Below are 20,263 nucleotides of genomic sequence, written 5' to 3'. Positions count from 1 at the left end.
CCCACGCCCTTGCGCACAACCGGGGCACGCCTCCCGAAGGACGCGCACCCCGGCCACCGTACAGCTCTTGAGTTACTCGCCGTTCTTCCGCTCCACGGCCGCCTTCACCAGCCCGGCGAACAGCGGGTGGGGCCGGGTCGGGCGGGAGCGCAGCTCGGGGTGCGCCTGCGTCGCCACCAGGTAAGGGTGCACTTCGCGCGGGTACTCGACGTACTCCACGAGCTTGCCGTCCGGCGACGTGCCGGAGAACACGACGCCCGCCTTCTTCTCCAGCTCGGCGCGGTAGGCGTTGTTCACCTCGTAGCGGTGGCGGTGTCGCTCCTCGACGTACTCCTTGCCGTCGTACACCTCGCGCACGATCGAGCCCTCGGCCAGCTTGGCCGGGTACATGCCGAGCCGCATCGTGCCGCCCATGTCGCCCTCGCCCGCCACGATGTCGAGCTGCTCCGCCATGGTGGAGATGACGGGGTGGGCGGTTGCCGCGTCGAACTCGGTGGAGTTCGCGTCGGAGATGTCGGCCAGGTTGCGCGCCGCCTCGATCACGATGCACTGCAGGCCGAGGCAGAGTCCGAGCAACGGGATCTTGTTCTCGCGGGCGTACCGGATGGCGCCCACCTTGCCGGAGACGCCGCGATCGCCGAACCCGCCGGGGATGCAGATCGCGTCCACGTCGGACAGCTGCTTCTCGGCGCCCGCCGGGGTCTTGCAGTCGTCCGACGTGACCCACTTGATCTTGACCCGGGCCTTGTGGGCGAAACCGCCCGCGCGCAGCGCCTCGATCACCGACAAGTAGGCGTCGGGCAGGTCGATGTACTTGCCGACCAGGGCGAGGGTGACCTCGTGCTCCGGGTTGTGGACCCGGTCGAGCAGGTCGTCCCAGGTCGTCCAGTCCACATCGCGGAAGGGCAGGTCCAACCTGCGGACGACGTAGGCGTCCAGGCCCTCGGTGTGCACGACCTTCGGGATGTCGTAGATCGAGCGGGCGTCGGGGCACGCCACGACCGCGGCCTCGTCGACGTCGCACATCAGCGAGATCTTGCGCTTGATCGCGGTCGGGACCTCCCGGTCGCAGCGCAGGACGATCGCGTCGGGCTGGATGCCGATGTTGCGCAGGGCGGCGACCGAGTGCTGTGTGGGCTTGGTCTTCAGCTCGCCGGAGGGGCCGATGTACGGCAGCAGCGAGATGTGCACCACGAAGACGTTGTCGCGGCCGACCTCGTGGCGGACCTGGCGCACCGTCTCCAGGAACGGCAGCGACTCGATGTCGCCGACCGTGCCGCCGACCTCGGTGATCACGACGTCCACCTCGTCGGTGGCCATGCGCCGGATGCGATGCTTGATCTCGTTGGTGATGTGGGGGATGACCTGCACCGTGTCGCCGAGGTACTCGCCGCGCCGCTCCTTGGCGATCACCGTCGAGTAGACCTGCCCGGTGGTGACGTTGGCGGAGCCGTCCAGATCGCGGTCGAGGAAGCGCTCGTAGTGGCCGATGTCCAGATCCGTCTCGGCCCCGTCGTTGGTGACGAAGACCTCACCGTGCTGGAAGGGGTTCATGGTGCCCGGATCCACGTTCAGGTACGGGTCGAGCTTCTGCATGACGACGCGCAGGCCCCGCGCCTTGAGCAGCATACCGAGGCTGGACGCCGTCAGGCCCTTGCCGAGCGAGGAGGCGACACCCCCGGTGACGAAGATGTGCTTGGTCGTCGTGGATTTGGGCGGCATGGCCAAGAGGAGGCTCCCGTGGTCGCGGTCTGGGTTGCGGTGCGGTCCACCCACCGAAGGGGTTGGAGGTGCCGTCGCTGCGGTTCGGGGGTTTCGTGCCCACCGGTCCACGGGCTACCAGGGTAACAGCGCCCGAGCATGACCGCTTCCGGCCACCCGCCGTACCCGTGTCACCATGGACGCGCGACACTCACTCGCGCCCCACTCGTCAGGCGCACTCGCGTTGCCCCGACCGGGACGCGGATCATGGGAGGTGCGTCGTATCCTGCTCGGACACTCGCTGCCGAGCACCCCCGGAAAGCGGCACCACCCCTGCCCGTCACCGGAACAACAAGAGCTCGTCAGTTTGTTGGACATCGACCGCTTCCCTTTCGAATGGGTCGGTGAACAACGGCTTTCTCATCGACCCCATGACCGCAAAGAGCGACCGCCCCTCGTGGGCGACGTGGCCGTTCGACTGGAGTTCAATTGGCCGGGCGCATCGAAGACTACGCACTCATTGGAGACATGCAGACCGCGGCGCTGGTCTGCCGGGACGGCACCGTGGATTGGCTGTGCCTGCCCCGATTCGACTCCCATGCCGTCTTCGCAGGGCTGCTCGGTACAGAGGAGCACGGATTCTGGCGTCTCGGGCCGGCTCACGCCTCGGGCGCCCAGCCGCCGTCGGCGACCCGGCGCTCCTACCGCGGCGACTCCCTGATCCTCGAGTCCGAGTGGGACACCCCGCGCGGCACGGTCCGGGTCATCGACTTGATGCCGCCGCGTGACGGTGCCCCGCAGCTGATCCGGATCGTGGAGGGCGTCACGGGCCGGGTGCCGATGCGGTCGGCGCTGCGCATGCGGTTCTCCTACGGGCGGGTGGTCCCCTGGGTGCACAAGCACGAGGGGCGCACCGTGGCCGTGGCCGGGCCCGACTCCGTGTGGTTCGACACCGAGGCGGAGACCTACGGCAAGGGCCTGACGACGTACGCGGACTTCACGGTCGCTCCGGGTGACCGGATCGCGTTCACCATCTCGTGGCAGCCCTCGCACCAGAAGCCGCCGCCGCTGCCCGAGCCCGAACAGTCGCTGGAGGCCGCCGAGGACTTCTGGCGCGAATGGGTGGAGCACTGCACGTACCACGGTCCGTACCGCGAGGCCGTGGTCCGCTCGCTGATCACGCTGAAGGCCCTCACCTACGCGCCGACGGGCGGCATCGTGGCCGCGCCGACGACCTCACTGCCCGAGGAGATCGGTGGCGTACGCAACTGGGACTACCGCTACACCTGGCTCCGCGACGCGGCGATCACCCTCTCCTCGCTGCTGCGCACCGGCTACCGCGAGGAGGCCCGCGCCTGGCGCGAGTGGCTGCTGCGGGCCGTGGCCGGCGACCCGGAGACCCTGCAGATCATGTACGGCATCGCGGGCGAACGGGAACTGGGCGAGGCCGAGCTGGACTGGCTGCCCGGCTACGAGAACTCGGCGCCGGTGCGGGTGGGCAACGGTGCCGCCCACCAGCTGCAGCTCGACGTGTACGGCGAGGTCACCGAGGCCCTGCATCTGGCCCATATGACGGGCCTGGCGCGCAACGACTACGCGTCTCTGCTCCAGCTCAAGCTGATCCGCTACCTGGAGCAGCACTGGCACGAGCCGGACGAGGGCATCTGGGAGGTGCGCGGCCCCCGCCGCCACTTCGTGCACTCCAAGGTCATGGCCTGGGTTGCGGTCGACCGCACGATCAAGCTGATCGAGTCCGGAGACGCGGACGGCCCGCTGGAGAAGTGGCGCGAGCTGCGCGACGACATCCACCGGGACGTGTGTGAGAAGGGTTACGACAAAGAGCGCAACACCTTCACACAGTCCTACGGCTCCAAGGAGCTGGACGCCTCGCTGCTGCTGATTCCGCAGATGGGCTTTCTGCCGCCGGACGACAAGCGGGTGATCGGCACGATCGAGGCGATCCAGCGCGAGCTGTCCACCCCCGACGGCTTCATCCTGCGCTACCCGACCGCGGGCCAGGAGGAGGGCGTGGACGGGCTGCCGGGCGACGAGGGCGCGTTCCTCGCCTGCTCCTTCTGGATGGCCGACGACCTGGCGATGATCGGCCGTGTGGACGAGGCCCGCAAGCTCTTCGAGAAGCTGCTCGCCCTGCGCAACGACCTGGGTCTGCTCGCCGAGGAGTGGGATCCGCGTCTGCAGCGCCAGGTGGGGAACTTCCCGCAGGCCTTCAGTCATGTGCCGCTGATCGACACCGCACTGCGGCTGACCGCGTCCGGCGCGTACGGAGGCTGAGGTCCGGGTGCGGGGCCGGGGCGGCCCCGCACGCCCGCTCCGGACAGGACCGGTGCGCGACGCCCGCCTACGCTGAGGGGGAGATGTGTCCCCTTGCTGGAAGGGGGCGGCCGGGATGGCTCCGCTTTCGAAGGCCGGCGCGGCGCTCGCCGCGCTCCGCTCGGACCTGGCCGGCGACGTCTTCGCCCCCGGCGACCCTGGATACGACGAGGCCCGGGCGGCCTTCAACGCGAGGATCGACCGCCGCCCGGCGGTGATCGCGCAGTGCGAAGGGGAGGACGACGTCATCCGGGCGGTGCGTTTCGCCCGGGACCTGGACCTGAAGATCGCTGTCCGCGGTGGCGGGCACAGCGTCGCCGGCATGGCGCTGTGCGACAACGGTCTCGTCGTGGACCTGCGCCGGATGCACGAGGTCACGGTCCACCCCGGCTCCGCGTCGGTGCGGGTCGGGGGCGGAGCCGTGATGAGTCACCTGGACCGTGCCACCCAGCCCTACGGACTCGCGACCACCGGCGGCCGGGTCTCCACCACCGGGGTCGGCGGCTTCGTGCTCGGCGGCGGCAACGGCTGGCTGGACCGGCCTTTCGGCCTCGCCGTCGACAACCTGCTCGGCGTCGAACTCGTGACCGCGGACGGCGCCACCGTGCTCGCGACCAACGAGCAGAACCCCGACCTGTTCTGGGCCCTGCACGGCGGCGGCGGCAACTTCGGCGTCGCCACCGCGCTCACGCTCAGGCTGCACGAACTGCCCGAGTTCTCGATAGCTCTGCTCATGTTCCTGCCGGAGACCGGCCCCGACGCGGTTCGGACCTACCGCGACATCATCGCCACCGGCCCGCCGGAGGTGGGCGGCGCCGTGCTCTATGTCACAGGCCCGCGCGAACCGTTCGTCCCCGAGCATCTGGTCGGCACGCTGCTGTGTGCCTCGCTGATCACGTACACCGGCGGCGAGGAGGACCTGCGCAAGCTCGCCCAACCGCTGCTGTCGCTGCCGCACGAGTGCGAAGTCGTGTCCGCCATGCCGTACGCCGATGTCCAGTGCATGCTCGACGACCCGCCCGGGCTGCGGAACCACTGGTCGGTCGAGTACGTGAGCGGCCTGCCCGACGAGCTGGTCGACATCTTCTGCTCGCGCGCCCCCTCGATGCCCGTCCCCTCGGCCTGCCGGCAGGTGCTGTTCCCGCAGGGCGGCGCGATCGCCTCGGGGCCCGCCGAGTATCCCGTCCCCTACCGGGACGCGCCCTGGACCGTGCACCCCTTCGGCGTCTGGGAGGACCCCGCGGACGACGAGCGGGCGCTGCGCTGGGTCAAGGACGTGTGTGCCGGCGCCCGGCCCTGGCGTACGGGCGCGGTGTACCTCAACTTCATCGGGGACGAGGGCAGAGACCGGGTGGTGGCCGGCCTCGGCGCCGCGAACTTCAACCGGCTGGCCCGGGTCAAGCGGCAGTACGACCCGGACAACGTGTTCCGGTACAACCACAACATCCCGCCCGCCTGACCGGACCGACGGTGCGCCCGGCGCATGCGCGCAGGTAGCGTCACCGCATGGACAGCCGTTTCGACCCCCGGGGCGCCGAGGGCGCCGGGATCACCGTGCAGCAGGCGCTGGAGCTGCCCGGGCTGCGCAGCGGGCTGCCGGAGGTGCTGGCCGGCGCCGACCGGCTGCACCGGGCGCTGCGCTGGGTGCACGCGGGCGAGGTCCCGAACATCGCCTCGCTGCTCAAGGGCGGCGAACTGCTCCTGACCACGGGCTACGGTCTGGGCACCCGCCCCGCCGACCAGCGCGCGTTCGTCCGCACGCTTGCCGAACGCGGCATCGCGGCCCTGGTCGTGGAGCTGGGAACGCGCTTCACCCGGCTGCCCGCCGCCCTCGTCGAGACGGCCCGCGCGACCGGACTTCCGCTCGTGCAGCTGCACCGCGAGGTGCCGTTCGTGTCGGTCACCGAGGAGATCCACACGGAGATCGTCAACGGCCATTACGCCCTCGTCCAGCGGGCCGAGGAGGTGCACCGCCGGTGTACCGAGGCGCTGCTCGGCGGGGGCGGGGTGCCACAGGTCCTGCGGATCCTGTCCGCCTTCAGCGGCAATCCGGTGTTCCTCGAGACCACCGACGGACAGCTGCTGTACGCGGCCGGGACGGGGCCCGCGGACACAGACCCGCTCCAGGTGTGGGAGGGCCTGCGCGGTCAGCACAAGGACGAGCCCCCGGCCGGCACGACCCTGGTGGACGTGCCGGGCGGCGGGCCCGGCGCCGGATCCGTCCGGGCCAGGCTGGTGCTGCTGCCGGTGAGCGCGCCGATGGCGCCGGTGCACCGAATGGCCGCCGAGCGGGCCGCGGGCGTCATCGCGGTCGTCCTGATGCAAGCCCGGCAGGAGGAGGAGCTGGCGGCGCGCGGGCGGGGCGACTTCCTCACCGATCTCGCCGAGGGCCGCATCGCCGCGGAGGACGCGCCGGCCCAGGCCCGGGTGCTGGGCTTCAAGCCGGGCGCCGGCCCGCTGCTGCCGGTGGTGATGCGGCTGGCCGACGGCCTCATCCCGGGTGGCGGCGGCTGGGCGGTGCTGGCGCGGGCGGTCGCGGAGAAGCTCGCCTCGGTGGGCGTGCCGTCCCTGCTCGGCGTACGGCCGGTGGAGGGCCGCGTGCCGCTGCTGCTGGGGCTGCGCTCGGAGACGGAGCGTGCGGCGGTCTCGGACCGGGTGGCCGCGGCGCTGCGGGCGGGTGTGGAGCGGGCGGGCATACAGCGGCCGGGGGTGCGACCGCCGGTGGTGGTGGTCGGCGCGGCGGGTGGCTGGGCGGCGGCGTCGGCGGGACTGCGGCACGCGGCGGAGACGGCGGCGGCGGCGCAGGGGCTGCCGGAACACCCCTGGTACGACGCCCGCCGCCTGGACATCGACCTCCTGCTGTGGCGGCTGCGGGACCACCCTGATCTCGCGGCCTTCGTGGACCGCGCGATCGGTCCGCTGCGCGACCACGACCGCCGCTCCAGGCCACCGCTGCTGCCCACACTGGAGACGTATCTGGCGCATGCGGGCCGCAAGGCGGAGACGGCCCGCGGGCTGCACCTGAACCGGCAGACGCTCTACAACCGGCTGGCGAGGATCGGTGAGTTGCTGGGCACGGACCTCGACGACCCGGGGACCGTCCTGACCCTGAGCCTCGCACTGCGGGCACGCAGGCACGTGCCCTAGTGCTGCGACCGCACTGGACACCGCATGACCTAGACGTAGGGCAGGACCTGCGTCAACTCGTCATACACACTGAGTACTTGGGCCACCGTCTCGTCCTCGGTCGGCCAGGTGGCGGCCTGGGCCGTGCCCTTCTCCCTCAGCAGCCGGCGGCGCTCGGGGTCCTCGAGGAGCCGCACGACGGCGGTGGCGAGCGCCTTCGCGTCTCCGTACCGGACCAGTTCCGCCGCGTCGCCGACGAGTTCGCGGATGCCGCCGACGTCGGTGGCGACGAGCGGCACGCGGGCGTGCAGGGCCTCCTGGGCGAGAACGGACCTGGACTCCCAACTGCTCGGCAGCAGGGCCAGATCGGCGGCGGGAAGCAGTTCACGGGCGTCCTCGCGCCGCCCGATCAGCCGCACCGGCAGCGCCTCGTCCTCGATGCGCCGCTGGAGCACGGTCCGCAGCGGTCCCTCCCCCGCGATGACGACCAGGGGCGCCGGGTCGAGGCGGCGCCATGCGCGCGAGGCGTCGAGCAGCACGTCGTATCCGCGGTGCCGGTCGAGGCTGCCGACGGCAATGAGCAACGGCCGGTCCGTGGCACCGAGTTCGGCACGGGTCTTGGAATGCAGCCGTTCGGGGTCGTCGTCGTGCTCGGCCGGTGTGCGGGGCGCGGGCAGAGCGACGGCGGCGAGCCGGGCGTCGCGGGCACCACGACGGCGTGCCCGGTCGACGAGGTCGGAGGACGTGCCGAGGACGACGGACGCGGCCCTGGCCACGCGCCGTTCGAGGAGGTGCACAAGAGCGGCGCGGGCACCCTCGACATACGCACGGGTGTGCCAGGTGACGACGAGCGGGGTGGGGCGGCCGCTGAGCGCGAGTGCGGCGCGCAGGCCCGCGTGCAGCCCGTGCGCGTGCACCAGGTCGGCCTCTCCGCAGGCGATGCGCAGGGCGGCCAGGGCGGCGGGATCCGTGCTGCGGGGCACGGGGACGTGCAGGCCGCCGACGCCCGAGAAGTCGTAGATGCGTTCGGCCTCGAGGGGAGCGCACACCGTCACGCGCACGCCCCGGGCCACCAGACCTGAGGCCAGTGTGCGCACATGCGCGCTGCTGCCCGCGCTGCCTCCGCCGAGCACCTGCACGGTGCGCAGCGGCGACCGTCCGTGCGGTGAGTGGCTGCTCGCAAGGCTCACGTGGCCGGGGCTCCTGGTTCGACTTCGGACGGTCACGAAGAAACGTACAGAAGGATCGCGCGGTGCGGGTGGACCGCGCGAGGTGCTCCGCGGACGGCTCAAGGATGCCAGGGCGCGGGTGTGTTGCGGCACCGGCGGGTGCGCGCGACAGGGGCGGATCGGGTGGCCGGGGCCGGGCGCAGTCACTCACATGGGTGAAGAGGGTAGCGAGTCGGGCCGCCCGTGCGCCGCAGACCCGGACAATCCGACGGCCCGGGAGTCACCGTGTGCCCCACGACCTGGCCGCCGCGCTCACCTTCTCCCCGTACGCGGCCGCGGCCACCAGGACCGCCGCATGGGCGAGCAGTCCGGCACGTCCCCCGCGAGGAGACCCCCATACGCGCGAAGACGCCCATCCGGCGACGGCGGCCGCACCGAGGGCGGCGCCGAGGGCGTGCGCGCCCGTGTCGCCGATCATCACGCGTTCGCCGAGATCGTCGGGGAGGACGGCGGCCGCCGCGCCCGCCGCGGCGGCGGAGAGCTCCCCGGCCGCGCCGTCGCGCAGCAGCCCGAGAGCGCCCAGCGCGACCACCGCCCCGGCGGCACGTCCCGGCCGTACGTCGACGAGGTTGACGAGGTGCGCGGTCCCGGCAATCACGACACCGGCCAGCACCTTGTCCAGGGGCCGCTCCTCGAGCACGGCCCCAGCGGCGAGCGCGGCGGTGGAGATCCCGAACAACTTCACGGCACCACTGCTGACGTCGCCGGCCCGAAGAGCCGAGAGATGCGCCCGGAACCCACGCCGGGGGTCGCCGGCGCCCGCGATGTCGTCGTAGGCGCCGCAGACACCGGCGGCGAGTACGGCTGCCCCGACGGCGGGACGTGTCCGCCCGGCCGCGAGTGCGGTGGCCGCGGCCACCGCGGGCCCCGCGTACAGCCCGACGGTGCGCCCGGCGTGGTTCGCCCGCTCCCAACGGCCGTGCCCGCCCGGAGCCGTGGTGCGCAGAGCGTCCGTGGCGACACGGGCGACGGCCGCGGCGAGTCCGAACGAGGTGGTCCTACGCGTACGGCTGATCATCCCGCCACCCTACGGGCCCCGTCCGTCACCCGTCCGCGCGGGCCGTCGCCAGCAACTCCTCCGCGTGCGCCCGGGCCGTCTCCGAGTCCTCCTGACCGGCCAGCATCCGGGACAGCTCCCTGATCCGGTCCTCGCCCTCGAGGACCTTCACGCCCGACCGAGTCACGGACCCGTCGTTCCGCTTCTCCACCAGCAGCTGCCGGTCGGCGAACGCCGCCACCTGTGGCAGGTGGGTGACGACCACGACCTGCGCGGACTTCGCGAGCCGGGCGAGGCGCCGCCCGATCTCGACCGCAGCCTTGCCGCCGACGCCCGCGTCGACCTCGTCGAAGAGATACGTCGGCACGGGGTCCGTCCCCGCGAAGACGACCTCGACGGCCAGCATGACGCGCGACAGCTCACCGCCCGAGGCGCCCTTGGCGATGGGCCGCGGCAGCGCGCCGGGATGGGGTGCGAGCAGCAGTTCGACCTCGTCGACACCGGACGGCCCGTAAGCGACCGTGCGTCCGCCGACCTCGACGCCGTCGGGGTCGTCCGTCTGCCGGATCTCGAACGACACGCGCGCGTGCGGCATGGCGAGCGAGGCCAGCTCGGCGGTGACGGCGGCGGCGAACCGCTCGGCCGCCTCCGCGCGTGCGTCCGTCAACGCCTGGGCGAGGCCGCCCAGTTCGGTCCGCAGCGCGTCACGCTCGGCGGTCAGCTCCTCGATCCGCTCGTCGTCGCCGTCGAGTTCGGTCAGCCGTGCCGCGCCCTGCTCGGCCCATGCGAGGACGGTGGCGATGTCCTCGCCGTACTTGCGGGTCAGCGCGTTGAGCGCGGCCCGCCGTTCCTCGACGGCGGCCAGCCGCAGCGGATCCGCGTCCAGGTCGTCGGCGTACCCGGCCAGCTCACCGGCCACGTCGCCGAGCAGGATGCCGATCTCGCCGATCCGGTCGGCGAGAACCGCGAGCGCCGGGTCGTGCGACCGCACCGCCTCCAGGGCCCGGTGCGCGCCCGCCACCAGGGTGGCTGCGTCGACGCCCTGGGGATCTTCCGGATTGCCCGCCAGCGCCGCGTGCGCAGACGTGGCCGCCGAAGCGAGCGCCTCCGCGTGCCCGAGCCGCTCCGCCTCCTCGGCCAGTTCGACGTCCTCGCCGGCCCGGGGCTCCACGGCCGCGATCTCCTCGAGCCCGAAGCGCAGCATGTCGGCTTCCTGGGCCCGCTCACGGGCACGTGTGGTGATCTCCTCCAGTTCGGCGGAGACCGCCCGCAGCCTTCGGTGGGCCTCGCCGTACTTGGCGAGCGGCACCGCCACGGCGTCACTGGCGTACCGGTCCAGCGCCTGCCGCTGCCGGGACAGTTTCAGCAGCCCCTGCTGGTCGGTCTGCCCGTGCACGGCGACCAGTTCGTCGGCCAGTTCCGCGAGCATGCCGACGGGTACGGAACGCCCGCCCAGATGGGCTCGTGAGCGTCCTTCGGCGGACACCGTACGGCTGATCAGCAGGGCTCCGTCGTCGAGCTCGGCTCCGGCCTCTTCTGCGCGCACGGCGGCGGAGGCGCCCTCGGGCATGGTGATCCGCCCCTCCACGACCGCGTTCTTCGCCCCGATCCGGACGAGCGCCGGGTCGGCCCGCCCGCCGAGGAGCAGGCCGAGGCTGGTGACGACCATGGTCTTGCCCGCACCGGTTTCACCGGTCACAGCGGTGAATCCGGGCGACAGCTCGACGACCGCGTCGTCGATGACTCCGAGCGACCGTATCCGCATCTCCTCCAACACGGAGAAGACCTTACGAGGTCGGGCGGGGGATGTGCGACGGCCCCCGGCCCGCTCGAGAGAAGCCGCAGGTGGAGGAAGTACACCGAGCGGCCCATATCACCCCCGGGAGGGACCGGCCCTAGTGCGGCGCCCCTCGCCACCCCGACACCGGAAGCGCGAACTTCGCCACCAGGCGGTCGGTGAACGACGCATGGTGCAGGCGGGCCAGGCGCACCGGCACGGCCCCCCGCCGCACCTCCACACGCGCCCCCTGGGGCAGCTCCACCATCCGCCGCCCGTCGCACCACAGCACGCCGTGCGGGGTGTCCGCCTGCACCTCTACGGCGAGCACGGAGTCCGGCGAGGTCACGAGCGGCTTGGCGAACAGCGCGTGAGCACTGATCGGCACCATGAGCAACGCCTCCACCTCCGGCCACACCACGGGCCCGCCGGCGGAGAACGCGTACGCGGTCGACCCGGTGGGGGTGGCGCACACGATGCCGTCGCAACCGAACCCGGTCACCGGCCGCCCGTCGATCTCCAGGACGACCTCGAGGAGCTTCTCGGCGGAGACCTTCTGCACGGCTGCCTCGTTCAGCGCCCAGTCGGTGTGGACGATGTCGCCGTTCTTGTGCACGACGACGTCGACGGTCATGCGTTCCTCGACCTCGTAGGCCTTCATCACGACCCGGTCGACGACCCGGTCCAGGTCGTCGCGCTCGGCCTCGGCGAGGAAACCGACACGGCCGAGGTTGACGCCGAGCATCGGCACGCCGGAGGCGCGGGCGAACTCGGCGCCCCGCAGCAGCGTGCCGTCGCCGCCGAGCACGATGAGCAGCTCACACTCGTCGAGGCACTGCGCAGTGGCCTCCTTGACGAGTTCCACCTCGTCCGGAAGGGGCAGGTCCTCGGCCTCCGTCTGCAGGACACGCACCCCGATCCCGCAGCGCACCAGCCCCTTGACCACGAGCTCGGCGCTGCGGATGGCCGCGGGCCGCCCGGTGTGGGCGAGCAGGAAAACAGTACGAGCTCGGTTGTCGGTCACCGCGGCCCCTCCGCCACTGCACGGTCAACGTCGGCCGGGTCCAAGGCGGGTGCTCCGGCACGCAGCCACAGAAAGTACTCGACGTTGCCCGACGGTCCGGGCAACGGGCTCGCCGTCACGCCCTGCACGCCGAGCTGCAGCTCCGCGGCTCGTTCGGCCACCCCGCACACGGCCTCGGCACGCAGCTGCGGGCTGCGGACGACCCCGCCGCTGCCCAGCCTTTCCTTCCCCACTTCGAACTGGGGCTTGACCATCATCACCAGATCGGCGTCCGGCTTCGCGCACCGCACCAGGGCGGGCAGCACCAGTCCGAGCGGGATGAAGGACAGATCCCCCACAACAAGATCCACAGGCTCCCCATCGATCGCTTCGAGCGTCAACTCGCGTACGTTCGTACGATCCTTGACGGTGACGCGTTCATCACTTCGGAGCGTCCAGGCGAGCTGTCCGTACCCGACGTCGACGGCGACGACGTGGGCGGCACCCGCACGCAGCAGGACATCGGTGAAGCCGCCGGTGGACGCGCCGGCGTCCAGCGCACGCCGGCCCTCGACCTCGAGGCCCTGTGGCACGAACGCCTTCAGGGCGCCCGCGAGCTTGTGGCCGCCCCTCGACACGTAGTCGGGGTCGCGGTCGTCCTGCGCGACGACGATGGCCGCGGCGGTCTCCACCTGGGTGGCGGCCTTGGTGGCGACGGTCCTGCCGACGGAGACCCGGCCCGCGGCGATCAGCTGGCCGGCGTGCTCGCGCGAGCGCGCGAGCTTCCGGCGGACCAGCTCCGCGTCCAGACGGCGGCGTGCGACTCCTGCCACGTTCGGTCAGCTCCTGTTTCCGTGCGTCGGATCGAAAGGTGTGCCCCGTAGGGTCTCATCCGCCGGTGGGGGCCGGGTGGCGGATGGGAGCCGGAGGTCCCGGGCGGGCGTCGAGCGCGGTGAGCGCGTCGCGCAGACCCCCATGTACATCCTCGTACACCTCCACGTGTCCGTCCGTGGCCAGGTGGTCGGCGTCGGACAGCCGCTCCAGCCGGGCGTCGACGTCGGCGTTGCCGGTGGGGGTCGTGGGCACGTGCAGCGGGGCGGGCGCGGCCGGGTCGTCCTCGGGCTCGTGGACGGATTCGTCCGGAAGATCCGGGTCCGGTACTGCCGCTTCCGCCGGGACCTCGACCTCGGGCACAGAGTCGCTCATGCCCCGACGCTACCCCGAACCGCTGGGGTACCGTCGCTGACGATGGCGACGATTGAGGAGTGCCGCAGCGCACTCGACAAGCTCTCGGACAATCTGACGAACACCGACGGCGATGTGCGCGCGGCCGCGGCCCTGGACCGCTCGCTCAGCTGCCGGATCACCGATCTGGACATCACCTTCGTCGGCCGCCTCAGGGACGGCCGGATCGAGGTGCTCGACACGGTCCAGGGACCACCGCCCGACAGGGCCCAGATCCGACTGACGATGACCGGTGACGACCTGGTGGCGATGGTCGACGGCGAGCTGAACTTCGCGAGGGCCTGGGGCTCGGGCCGGGTGAAGCTGGAGGCGTCCCTGCTCGACGTGTTCCGGCTCAGGAAGCTCCTGTAGACGTCGAAGGGCCCGGAGCCGCCCCCCCCGCGTCAGGAGGCCCCCTCGGCCGCCACACGGGTGCGTGCTCCGCGTGCCGCCGGCACCACCAGTGGCGTCCCCGTCTCCGGGTCGTCGATGACCTGGCAGCGCAGCCCGAACACCTCCTCGACCAGGTCGGCCGTGACGATGTCGTTCGGGGCGCCCTCGGCGATCACTTTCCCGCCGCGCAGGGCGATGAGGTGGGTGGCGTACCGGGCGGCGTGGTTGAGGTCGTGCAGCACCGCGACCAGCGTGCGCCCCTGTTCCTCGTGCAACTCCGCACACAGGTCGAGCACGTCGATCTGGTGCTGGATGTCGAGGTAGGTGGTCGGCTCGTCGAGCAGCAGCAGCGGGGTCTGCTGGGCGAGCGCCATGGCGATCCACACGCGCTGGCGCTGACCACCGGAGAGCTCGTCGACACAGCGGTCGGCGAGTTCCGCGACGCCGGTGCGCGCCATCGACTCCTGAACGACCCGCTCGTCCTCGTCCGACCACTGGCGCAGGATCCCCTGGTGCGGATAGCGCCCGCGGCCCACGAGGTCCCCGACGGTGATCCCGTCGGGCGCGATCGAGGACTGCGGCAGCAGGCCGAGGGTCCGCGCCACCTTCTTCGCCGGCATGGACTGGATGACCTGCCCGTCGAGGAGCACCCGGCCCTGCGCCGGCTTGAGCATCCGGCACAGGGCGCGCAGCAGCGTGGACTTGCCGCAGGCGTTCGGGCCGACGATCACGGTGAAGGAATTGTCGGGGATCTCCACGGACAACCCTTCGGCGATCACACGCCGGTCGTAGGCGAGGGTGACGTCGTCGGCGGCCAGGCGGTTCACCGTGCTCCTCTTGTCGTTCGTGTCCGGTCCGCTCGCGGCGCTCATATGCGGCCCGCCCTGCGCTCGGTGACCAGCAGTCCCAGCAGATAGACGCCGCCGAGGACGCCCGTGACCACGCCCACGGGCAGCTGGTCCGCGCCGAAGACCCGTTGAGAGGCCCAGTCGGCGACGATCAGCAGCGTGGCCCCTACGGCCATGGAGGGCACCAGATTCGGGCCGGGAGAGCGGGTCAGCCGGCGGGCGAGCTGCGGTGCGGTCAGCGCCACGAAGCCGACGGGGCCCGCGGCGGCGGTGGCGCCGGCGGTGAGCAGCACGGCCGACACCATCAGCAGCAGCCGTACGCGCTCGACACGCACCCCGAGGGCGTAGGAGACGTCGTCGCCCATCTCCGTCATCCGCAGCCCGCGTGCGTTGCCGAGGACGAGCGGTACGAGGACGCAAGCCAGCAGGAGCAGGGGCCACACCTGGTCCCAGTCGCGGCCGTTCAGGGAGCCGGTCATCCAGACGACCGCGCGGGCCGCGTCGACGATGTCGGCCTTGGTGAGCAGATAGCCGTTGGCCGCCGTGACGATCGCGGACACGCCGATGCCGACCAGGACGAGCCGGTAGCCGTGCACGCCCCGCTTCCAGGCCAGCAGATAGATGGCGAACCCAGTCACCAGGCCGCCCACCAGCGCTCCGACGGCGACCTGTGTGGCGGTACCGGAGAACAGCACGATCACCACGAGGGCCCCGGCCGTCGCGCCCTGGCCGAGGCCGAGCACGTCCGGACTGCCCAGGGGATTGCGGGAGACGGACTGGAACAGCGCACCGCCCAGCCCGAGCGAGGCCCCGACCAGCAGCCCCACGAGCACGCGCGGCAGGCGCAGTTCGGTGATGATGAACTCCTGGCCCGGCTTGCCGTTGCCGGCCAGTGTCCTGAGGACGTCCCCGGCCGGGATCGGGAAGTCGCCGGTGCCGATCAGCACGACACTCGCGGCGAGCGCGGCGGCCAGGAGCAGCACGACGACGGTGCACGCCCGTAGGTCCAGGCGCACGGAGAGCCCGCCCGGGGTGCGCAGGCTACGGGTGTTCTTCACAGCAGCGCCGTCCTCCGCCGTCGTACGAGGAAGATGAAGACCGGGCCGCCCAGGACCGCGGTCACGATGCCGACCTGGAGCTCCGCGGGCCGGGCGACGATACGGCCGACGACGTCGGCTCCGAGCAGCAGCACGGGCGACAGCACGGTCGCGTACGGCAGGATCCAGCGCAGGTCGGGTCCGGTGAAGGACCGTACGACGTGCGGGACCATCAGGCCGACGAACACGATCGGCCCGCAGGCGGCGGTCGCGGCGCCGCTCAGTACGGTGGCGGCTGCCATGGACAGAGCGCGGGTCCGGTTGAGGTCGGCGCCGAGGGCACGGGCGGTGTCGTCGCCCATCGCCACGGCGTTCAGCGGGCGGGCCAGGGCCAGCGCGAGGACCGTTCCGGCCACGAGGAACGGCAGGACCTGGGTGATGGTCGCGTCGGTCGCCGACGCGAGCGACCCCACCGTCCAGAAGCGCATCTTGCCGAGCGCCGCGTCATCCGTGATCATCACGGCCTGGAGATAGCCGTAGAGCGCGGCGCTGATCGCGGTGCCGGCGAGCGCCAGCCGCACCGGTGTGGCGCCGCGGCTGCCACCGAGGAACCACACCAGGGCCCCGACGGCGCCCGCGCCGAGGAAGGCGAACCACACGTACCCGCTCAGGCTCGTGACGCCGAAGTACGTGATGGCGGTGACGACGGCGGCGGAGGCGCCGGCGTTGACACCGAGCAGTCCGGGGTCGGCGAGCGGATTGCGGGTGAGCGCCTGGAGCACGGCACCGGACAGACCGAGCGCCGCCCCCGCGAGCAGGCCAAGGACCGTGCGCGAGAGCCGGTCTCCCACCACTACGTCGGCGTACGTGCCCGAATCGTGAAACAGCCCGTGCCAGACCTGGGCCGGCGACAGCGCTTTCGCGCCGATCGCGATGCTCGCCAGCGCGACGAGAGCCAGGATCACGACCGAGACGAGGAGCCCGAGGGCCCGTATCGCCCGGCGGTTCGCAGGCGCGAGGGCGGTATCCGCGCGCGGTTCGGGAGGACTGTCGACCAACACGCGGTTAGGTTAGCCTACCCTCGCCACGAGGTGGGCGCGCCGGCCGCCCTTCACCTCACAACCCCAGCCGCGCCAGCGCCTTCCCACCGTCCAGCCGGCACACGCCCTCACCCGCCGACGTCCACGCCGCCGCGCACAACGCCCGCAGCCCGTCCAGGGTCTCTCCCTCGCCCTCGAGCTGCAGCTTCCCCGAAGCTCTCGGGTCCTCCCCCGCAGCGGAGGACGCCCCCATCGCCTCGGCCGTCGCCGTCCAGCCGCCGCAGCGGAATCCGCCGTCCACCGCGACAACCTCCGGCTGCCCGGTCAGCAGCCCGCGCAGGTCCGCGTCGACATACGTCGGCCGGTGCCGCGGTGCCGCGGCGAGCAGGTGGGCGGCGTCCGTCACACCCGTCAGCACGAGCAGCGAATCGACCCCGCCGTTGAACGCGCCCTCGATGTCCGTGTCCAGCCGGTCCCCGACCACCAGCGGCCGCTCCGCACCGGTCCGCAGGATCGTCTCCCGGTGCATCGGCGGCAGCGGCTTGCCCGCCACCTGCGGCTCGGCACCGGTGGCGATCCGTACGACCTCCACGGCCGCCCCGTTGCCCGGTGCGATCCCGCGCGCGCTCGGGATCGTCAGATCGGTGTTGGACGCGAACCACGGCACCCCGCGCGCGATGGCGTAGCACGCCTCCGCGAACCGCCCCCACGCGAGCTCCGGCCCGCCGTACCCCTGCACCACGGCCACCGGATCGTCGCCGGCCGACTCGACGGGCACGAGCCCCCGCTCCCGCAGGGCGACGCGCAGCCCCTCTCCGCCGACGACCAGCACTCGCGAACCGACGGGCACCTGCTCACTGATCAGCCGGGCCACCGCCTGCGCGGATGTGATGACGTCCGCGGCCCCGGTCGGTATCCCCAGCTCCGTGAGGTGCGCGGCCACCGCGTCCGGTGTGCGCAACGCGTTGTTCGTGACGTACGCCAAATGCATTCCGCCCGCACGGGCGTCGTCGAGCGACGCGACCGCGTGCGGAATCGCGTTCCCGCCCGCGTACACCACCCCGTCCAGGTCGAGCAACGCCGTGTCGTAAACCGCGCTCAGGGGTCGCTCGCTGCCCTCGGGCCGCGTCCTGACGGTCTGGCTCATTAGGCATCGCTCCTCGTTCGTTTGCTTCCCCCGATCATGGCGCACGGCGCTGACACAATTACGATGCATCAATGAACACTGCAGGCCCCGGGCACGTACCGGCGCACATGGGCCTTGAACTGACCCCCTTTCGTGGCCTGCGCTATGACCCTGACCGCGTCGGCAGCCTTGCCGCGGTCACCTCTCCGCCGTACGACGTCGTCGTTCGCCCGGACGGGGTGCTCCACCTGGAATCAGCCGATCCGCACAACATCGTCCGGCTGATCCTTCCCCAGGCTGCCACACCCGCGGCACGCAACAAGCAGGCGGCGAACACCCTGCGCCGCTGGGTCACCGAGGGCGTCCTGACGACCGACGCCGAGCCGGGCCTCTATGTCTACGAACAGCGTGGTGCCGGCCTGCTGCAGCGCGGTGTCATCGGCGCACTGCGCGTATCGCAACCGTCGGACGGTGTGGTCCTCCCCCACGAGGACGTGATGCCGCATGTGATCGCCGAGCGCGCGGCCCTGATGCGCGCGACCTCCGCCAACCTCGAACCGCTGCTGCTCACTTACCGCGGTGACGAGGCCGAGGCGGGCGCGACGGCCGCAATCGAACGGACCGCCGAACGCCCGCCCCTGTTGTGCACCACCACCGAGGACGGTTTCAGCCATCGCCTCTGGGCGGTCACGGACCCTGCCGAGCTCGCCGAGATCCAGACGGACCTGGCACGGCACCAGGCCCTGATCGCCGATGGCCACCACCGCTGGGCGACCTATCTGCGTCTACGCGCGGAGCACACCTCACCCAGCCCCTGGGACTACGGTCTCGTCCTCCTGGTGGACACGGTCCGCTATCCGCTGCGGGTCCGCGCGATCCATCGCCTCCTGCACCGCCTTCCGGTCGCCGAGGCGCTGTCCGCCCTCGAGGGCCACTTCCGGGTACGCGATCTGCACGCCCCGCTGGACGAGGCCCTGCACGCGCTGGCCGACGCGGCCAGTGCCGGCAACGCGTTCCTGCTGGCGGGCGACGGCACCTTCCATCTGGTCGACAAGCCGTCCCCGGACCTCTTGGCCCGTACGGTCCCGGCGGACCGGCCGGAGGCCTGGCGCACTCTCGACGCGACCGTCCTGCACGCCACGCTTCTCGAGCACGTCTGGCGCATCCCCGATGACTCGCCGGAGCACATCGCCTACATCCACGACACCGCCGCAACGGCCGAGAAGGCCGAGCGCGACGGCGGTACGGCCGTGCTGTTGCACCCCGTGCGCGAGGAGGTCGTACGCGAGCTGGCCCGGCAGGGCGTGACGATGCCGCGCAAGTCGACGTCCTTCGGTCCCAAGCCGGCGTCGGGTCTGGTGCTGCGGACGCTGACGCCTCCTGACGCGCTCTGACCGTGACGGGGCGGGATCCTTTCCCCGATCCCGCCCCGTCACGGACAACAGCTCGGTCCGAGGTCAGCTCTCCTCGTCCTCGAGGCCGCCGTTCCGTCCGCCCGGCCCGTCCGCGTCCGAGGAGGACCCCTCGCCCTCGTCCCCGTCGACCGCCTCTTCGTCGAGCGCGTCGACGAACTCCACTCCGTCCAGCTCGGCGAGCCGGTCGGAGGCGTCTGTGCTGCCGTCCTTGTCGGCCTCGACGGCCTTGGCGAACCACTCGCGCGCCTCGGTGTCCCGTCCGGCGGCGAGGAGCGCGTCGGCATACGCGTACCGCAGCCGCGCGGTCCACGGCTGCACCGAGCTGGAGGCCAACTCCGGGCTCTGCAGCGTCACGATGGCCGCGTCGAGCTGGCCCATGTCCCGGCGCGCACCGGCCGCGACCAGCCGCATCTCGACCTGACCCGCCTTGTCGAGCTTGTGCACCTCGGGCGCACCCGCCATGTCGAGCGCCTTCTCGGGCCGACCGAGACCGCGCTCGCAGTCGGCCATGACAGGCCACAGGTCGATATTCCCGGTCATGCGCCGGGCGGCCCGGAACTCACCGAGCGCTTCGCCGTACTTCTGGTTGGCGTACGCCGCGAAGCCGGCCGCCTCGCGCACGGCGGCGACACGGGACGCGAGGCGCAGCGCCACCTTGGAGTACGCGTACGCACCTTCGGGGTCCTCATCGATGAGCCTGGCGACCATCACCAGGTTCTTGGCGACGTCGTCGGCAAGCGTCTTGGGAAGGCTCTGCAGCTCCTGCCGTACGTCCCTGTCGATCTCCTCGCCGGAGACATCCTCGGGAATCGGCAACCGCTTGATGGGCTCGCGGTCGCGGTCACGGTCCCGCTCCTCACGGAACCGGCCACCCCCGCGCCGGTCATCGCGTCCACGGAACCCGCCCGGTCGACCGCCGCGCTCGTCACGACGGGGGCCGCGCGCACCGCGCTCGTCACGCCCGCGGAAAGCACCGCGGTCGCCGCGGTGGTCTTCACGCCGGCCGTAACCGCCAT

17 protein-coding genes are annotated in these 20,263 nt (G+C 72.1%); 5 read left to right on the top strand and 12 right to left on the bottom strand.

Annotation, left to right across the window (positions count from 1 at the left end; genetic code table 11):
• Positions 1-72 precede the first annotated feature (72 nt).
• Positions 73-1,722 carry a CTP synthase gene (locus VXC91_RS18745; protein ID WP_329508421.1) on the bottom strand — a complete coding sequence of 550 codons (1,650 nt, stop codon included), beginning with the start codon at positions 1,720-1,722 and terminating at the stop codon, positions 73-75.
• A 468-nt stretch (positions 1,723-2,190) separates the two neighbouring features.
• On the opposite strand from VXC91_RS18745, the gene VXC91_RS18740 reads away from it, so the two are divergent.
• The 3 genes from VXC91_RS18740 to VXC91_RS18730 all read left to right on the top strand — a co-directional run bounded on the left by VXC91_RS18740 (position 2,191) and on the right by VXC91_RS18730 (position 7,179).
• A complete protein-coding gene (locus tag VXC91_RS18740) occupies positions 2,191-3,993 on the top strand; it encodes a glycoside hydrolase family 15 protein (RefSeq protein WP_329508420.1) in 1,803 nt (600 codons plus the stop codon).
• Positions 3,994-4,108: 115 nt separating this feature from the next.
• Positions 4,109-5,491 carry an FAD-binding oxidoreductase gene (locus tag VXC91_RS18735; RefSeq protein ID WP_329508419.1) on the top strand — a complete coding sequence of 461 codons (1,383 nt, stop codon included), beginning with the start codon at positions 4,109-4,111 and terminating at the stop codon, positions 5,489-5,491.
• Positions 5,492-5,538: 47 nt separating this feature from the next.
• A complete protein-coding gene (locus VXC91_RS18730; RefSeq protein ID WP_329508418.1) occupies positions 5,539-7,179 on the top strand; it encodes a PucR family transcriptional regulator in 1,641 nt (546 codons plus the stop codon).
• A 29-nt stretch (positions 7,180-7,208) separates the two neighbouring features.
• On the opposite strand, the gene VXC91_RS18725 is transcribed toward VXC91_RS18730, so the two are convergent.
• The 6 genes from VXC91_RS18725 to VXC91_RS18700 all read right to left on the bottom strand — a co-directional run bounded on the left by VXC91_RS18725 (position 7,209) and on the right by VXC91_RS18700 (position 13,370).
• Positions 7,209-8,348, bottom strand: coding sequence for a glycosyltransferase family 4 protein (locus VXC91_RS18725; RefSeq protein WP_329508417.1), 1,140 nt, complete (start codon positions 8,346-8,348; stop codon positions 7,209-7,211).
• Positions 8,349-8,607: 259 nt separating this feature from the next.
• A complete protein-coding gene (locus VXC91_RS18720) occupies positions 8,608-9,405 on the bottom strand; it encodes a hypothetical protein (RefSeq protein WP_329508416.1) in 798 nt (265 codons plus the stop codon).
• A gap of 25 nt (positions 9,406-9,430) precedes the next feature.
• Complete coding sequence (recN, locus tag VXC91_RS18715) at positions 9,431-11,149, bottom strand: DNA repair protein RecN (protein ID WP_329508442.1); 1,719 nt, start codon at positions 11,147-11,149, stop codon at positions 9,431-9,433.
• A 130-nt stretch (positions 11,150-11,279) separates the two neighbouring features.
• Positions 11,280-12,185: an NAD kinase gene (locus tag VXC91_RS18710; RefSeq protein WP_329508415.1), complete on the bottom strand. Its 906-nt coding sequence runs from the start codon at positions 12,183-12,185 to the stop codon at positions 11,280-11,282.
• On the bottom strand, positions 12,182-12,997 hold the full coding sequence (locus VXC91_RS18705; protein ID WP_329508414.1) for a TlyA family RNA methyltransferase: 816 nt from the start codon (positions 12,995-12,997) through the stop codon (positions 12,182-12,184). The genes VXC91_RS18710 and VXC91_RS18705 overlap by 4 nt, the downstream gene beginning before the upstream one ends.
• 55 nt (positions 12,998-13,052) lie before the next feature.
• A complete protein-coding gene (locus VXC91_RS18700) occupies positions 13,053-13,370 on the bottom strand; it encodes a hypothetical protein (RefSeq protein ID WP_329508413.1) in 318 nt (105 codons plus the stop codon).
• Positions 13,371-13,412: 42 nt separating this feature from the next.
• Between VXC91_RS18700 and VXC91_RS18695 the strand changes: the two genes are divergently transcribed.
• Positions 13,413-13,760 (top strand): SCP2 sterol-binding domain-containing protein, encoded by a 348-nt coding sequence (locus VXC91_RS18695; RefSeq protein WP_329508412.1) that lies wholly within the window; start codon positions 13,413-13,415, stop codon positions 13,758-13,760.
• Between the two features lie 32 nt (positions 13,761-13,792).
• Here the strand turns inward: VXC91_RS18695 and VXC91_RS18690 are convergent, their stop codons facing one another.
• Genes VXC91_RS18690 through VXC91_RS18675 form a run of 4 tightly spaced genes read right to left on the bottom strand, consistent with a single transcriptional unit; the run spans position 13,793 to position 17,853 of the window.
• Complete coding sequence (locus VXC91_RS18690; RefSeq protein WP_329508411.1) at positions 13,793-14,653, bottom strand: ABC transporter ATP-binding protein; 861 nt, start codon at positions 14,651-14,653, stop codon at positions 13,793-13,795.
• Positions 14,650-15,687 carry a FecCD family ABC transporter permease gene (locus VXC91_RS18685; protein ID WP_329508410.1) on the bottom strand — a complete coding sequence of 346 codons (1,038 nt, stop codon included), beginning with the start codon at positions 15,685-15,687 and terminating at the stop codon, positions 14,650-14,652. Before VXC91_RS18685 ends, VXC91_RS18690 begins: the two co-directional genes overlap by 4 nt.
• On the bottom strand, positions 15,684-16,727 hold the full coding sequence (locus VXC91_RS18680) for a FecCD family ABC transporter permease (RefSeq protein WP_329508409.1): 1,044 nt from the start codon (positions 16,725-16,727) through the stop codon (positions 15,684-15,686). Before VXC91_RS18680 ends, VXC91_RS18685 begins: the two co-directional genes overlap by 4 nt.
• A 55-nt stretch (positions 16,728-16,782) precedes the next feature.
• Positions 16,783-17,853, bottom strand: a complete 1,071-nt coding sequence (locus tag VXC91_RS18675; RefSeq protein ID WP_329508408.1) for an HAD hydrolase-like protein — start codon at positions 17,851-17,853, stop codon at positions 16,783-16,785.
• Between the two features lie 71 nt (positions 17,854-17,924).
• On the opposite strand from VXC91_RS18675, the gene VXC91_RS18670 reads away from it, so the two are divergent.
• Entirely contained in the window at positions 17,925-19,226 is a 1,302-nt protein-coding gene (locus VXC91_RS18670; RefSeq protein ID WP_329508407.1) for a DUF1015 domain-containing protein, read from the top strand.
• Between the two features lie 63 nt (positions 19,227-19,289).
• On the opposite strand, the gene VXC91_RS18665 is transcribed toward VXC91_RS18670, so the two are convergent.
• Positions 19,290-20,063: a hypothetical protein gene (locus tag VXC91_RS18665; protein WP_329508441.1), complete on the bottom strand. Its 774-nt coding sequence runs from the start codon at positions 20,061-20,063 to the stop codon at positions 19,290-19,292.
• Positions 20,064-20,263 lie beyond the last annotated feature (200 nt).

It is taken from the genome of Streptomyces chiangmaiensis (assembly GCF_036281785.1).
In the GTDB taxonomy this organism is placed as follows: domain Bacteria; phylum Actinomycetota; class Actinomycetes; order Streptomycetales; family Streptomycetaceae; genus Streptomyces; species Streptomyces chiangmaiensis.
The sequence above is the reverse complement of the archived record's forward strand: the minus strand, read 5'-3'. Positions and strand labels throughout refer to the sequence as shown.

Bases quoted from the DNA above. Each gene is read 5' to 3' on its own strand.
- recN (WP_329508442.1), bottom strand. From the start codon at position 11,149: ATGCGGATACGGTCGCTCGGAGTCATCGACGACGCGGTCGTCGAGCTG.
- VXC91_RS18745 (WP_329508421.1), bottom strand. From the start codon at position 1,722: ATGCCGCCCAAATCCACGACGACCAAGCACATCTTCGTCACCGGGGGT.
- VXC91_RS18675 (WP_329508408.1), bottom strand. From the start codon at position 17,853: ATGAGCCAGACCGTCAGGACGCGGCCCGAGGGCAGCGAGCGACCCCTG.
- VXC91_RS18720 (WP_329508416.1), bottom strand. From the start codon at position 9,405: ATGATCAGCCGTACGCGTAGGACCACCTCGTTCGGACTCGCCGCGGCC.
- VXC91_RS18690 (WP_329508411.1), bottom strand. From the start codon at position 14,653: ATGAGCGCCGCGAGCGGACCGGACACGAACGACAAGAGGAGCACGGTG.
- VXC91_RS18735 (WP_329508419.1), top strand. From the start codon at position 4,109: ATGGCTCCGCTTTCGAAGGCCGGCGCGGCGCTCGCCGCGCTCCGCTCG.
- VXC91_RS18700 (WP_329508413.1), bottom strand. From the start codon at position 13,370: ATGAGCGACTCTGTGCCCGAGGTCGAGGTCCCGGCGGAAGCGGCAGTA.
- VXC91_RS18670 (WP_329508407.1), top strand. From the start codon at position 17,925: ATGAACACTGCAGGCCCCGGGCACGTACCGGCGCACATGGGCCTTGAA.
- VXC91_RS18730 (WP_329508418.1), top strand. From the start codon at position 5,539: ATGGACAGCCGTTTCGACCCCCGGGGCGCCGAGGGCGCCGGGATCACC.
- VXC91_RS18695 (WP_329508412.1), top strand. From the start codon at position 13,413: ATGGCGACGATTGAGGAGTGCCGCAGCGCACTCGACAAGCTCTCGGAC.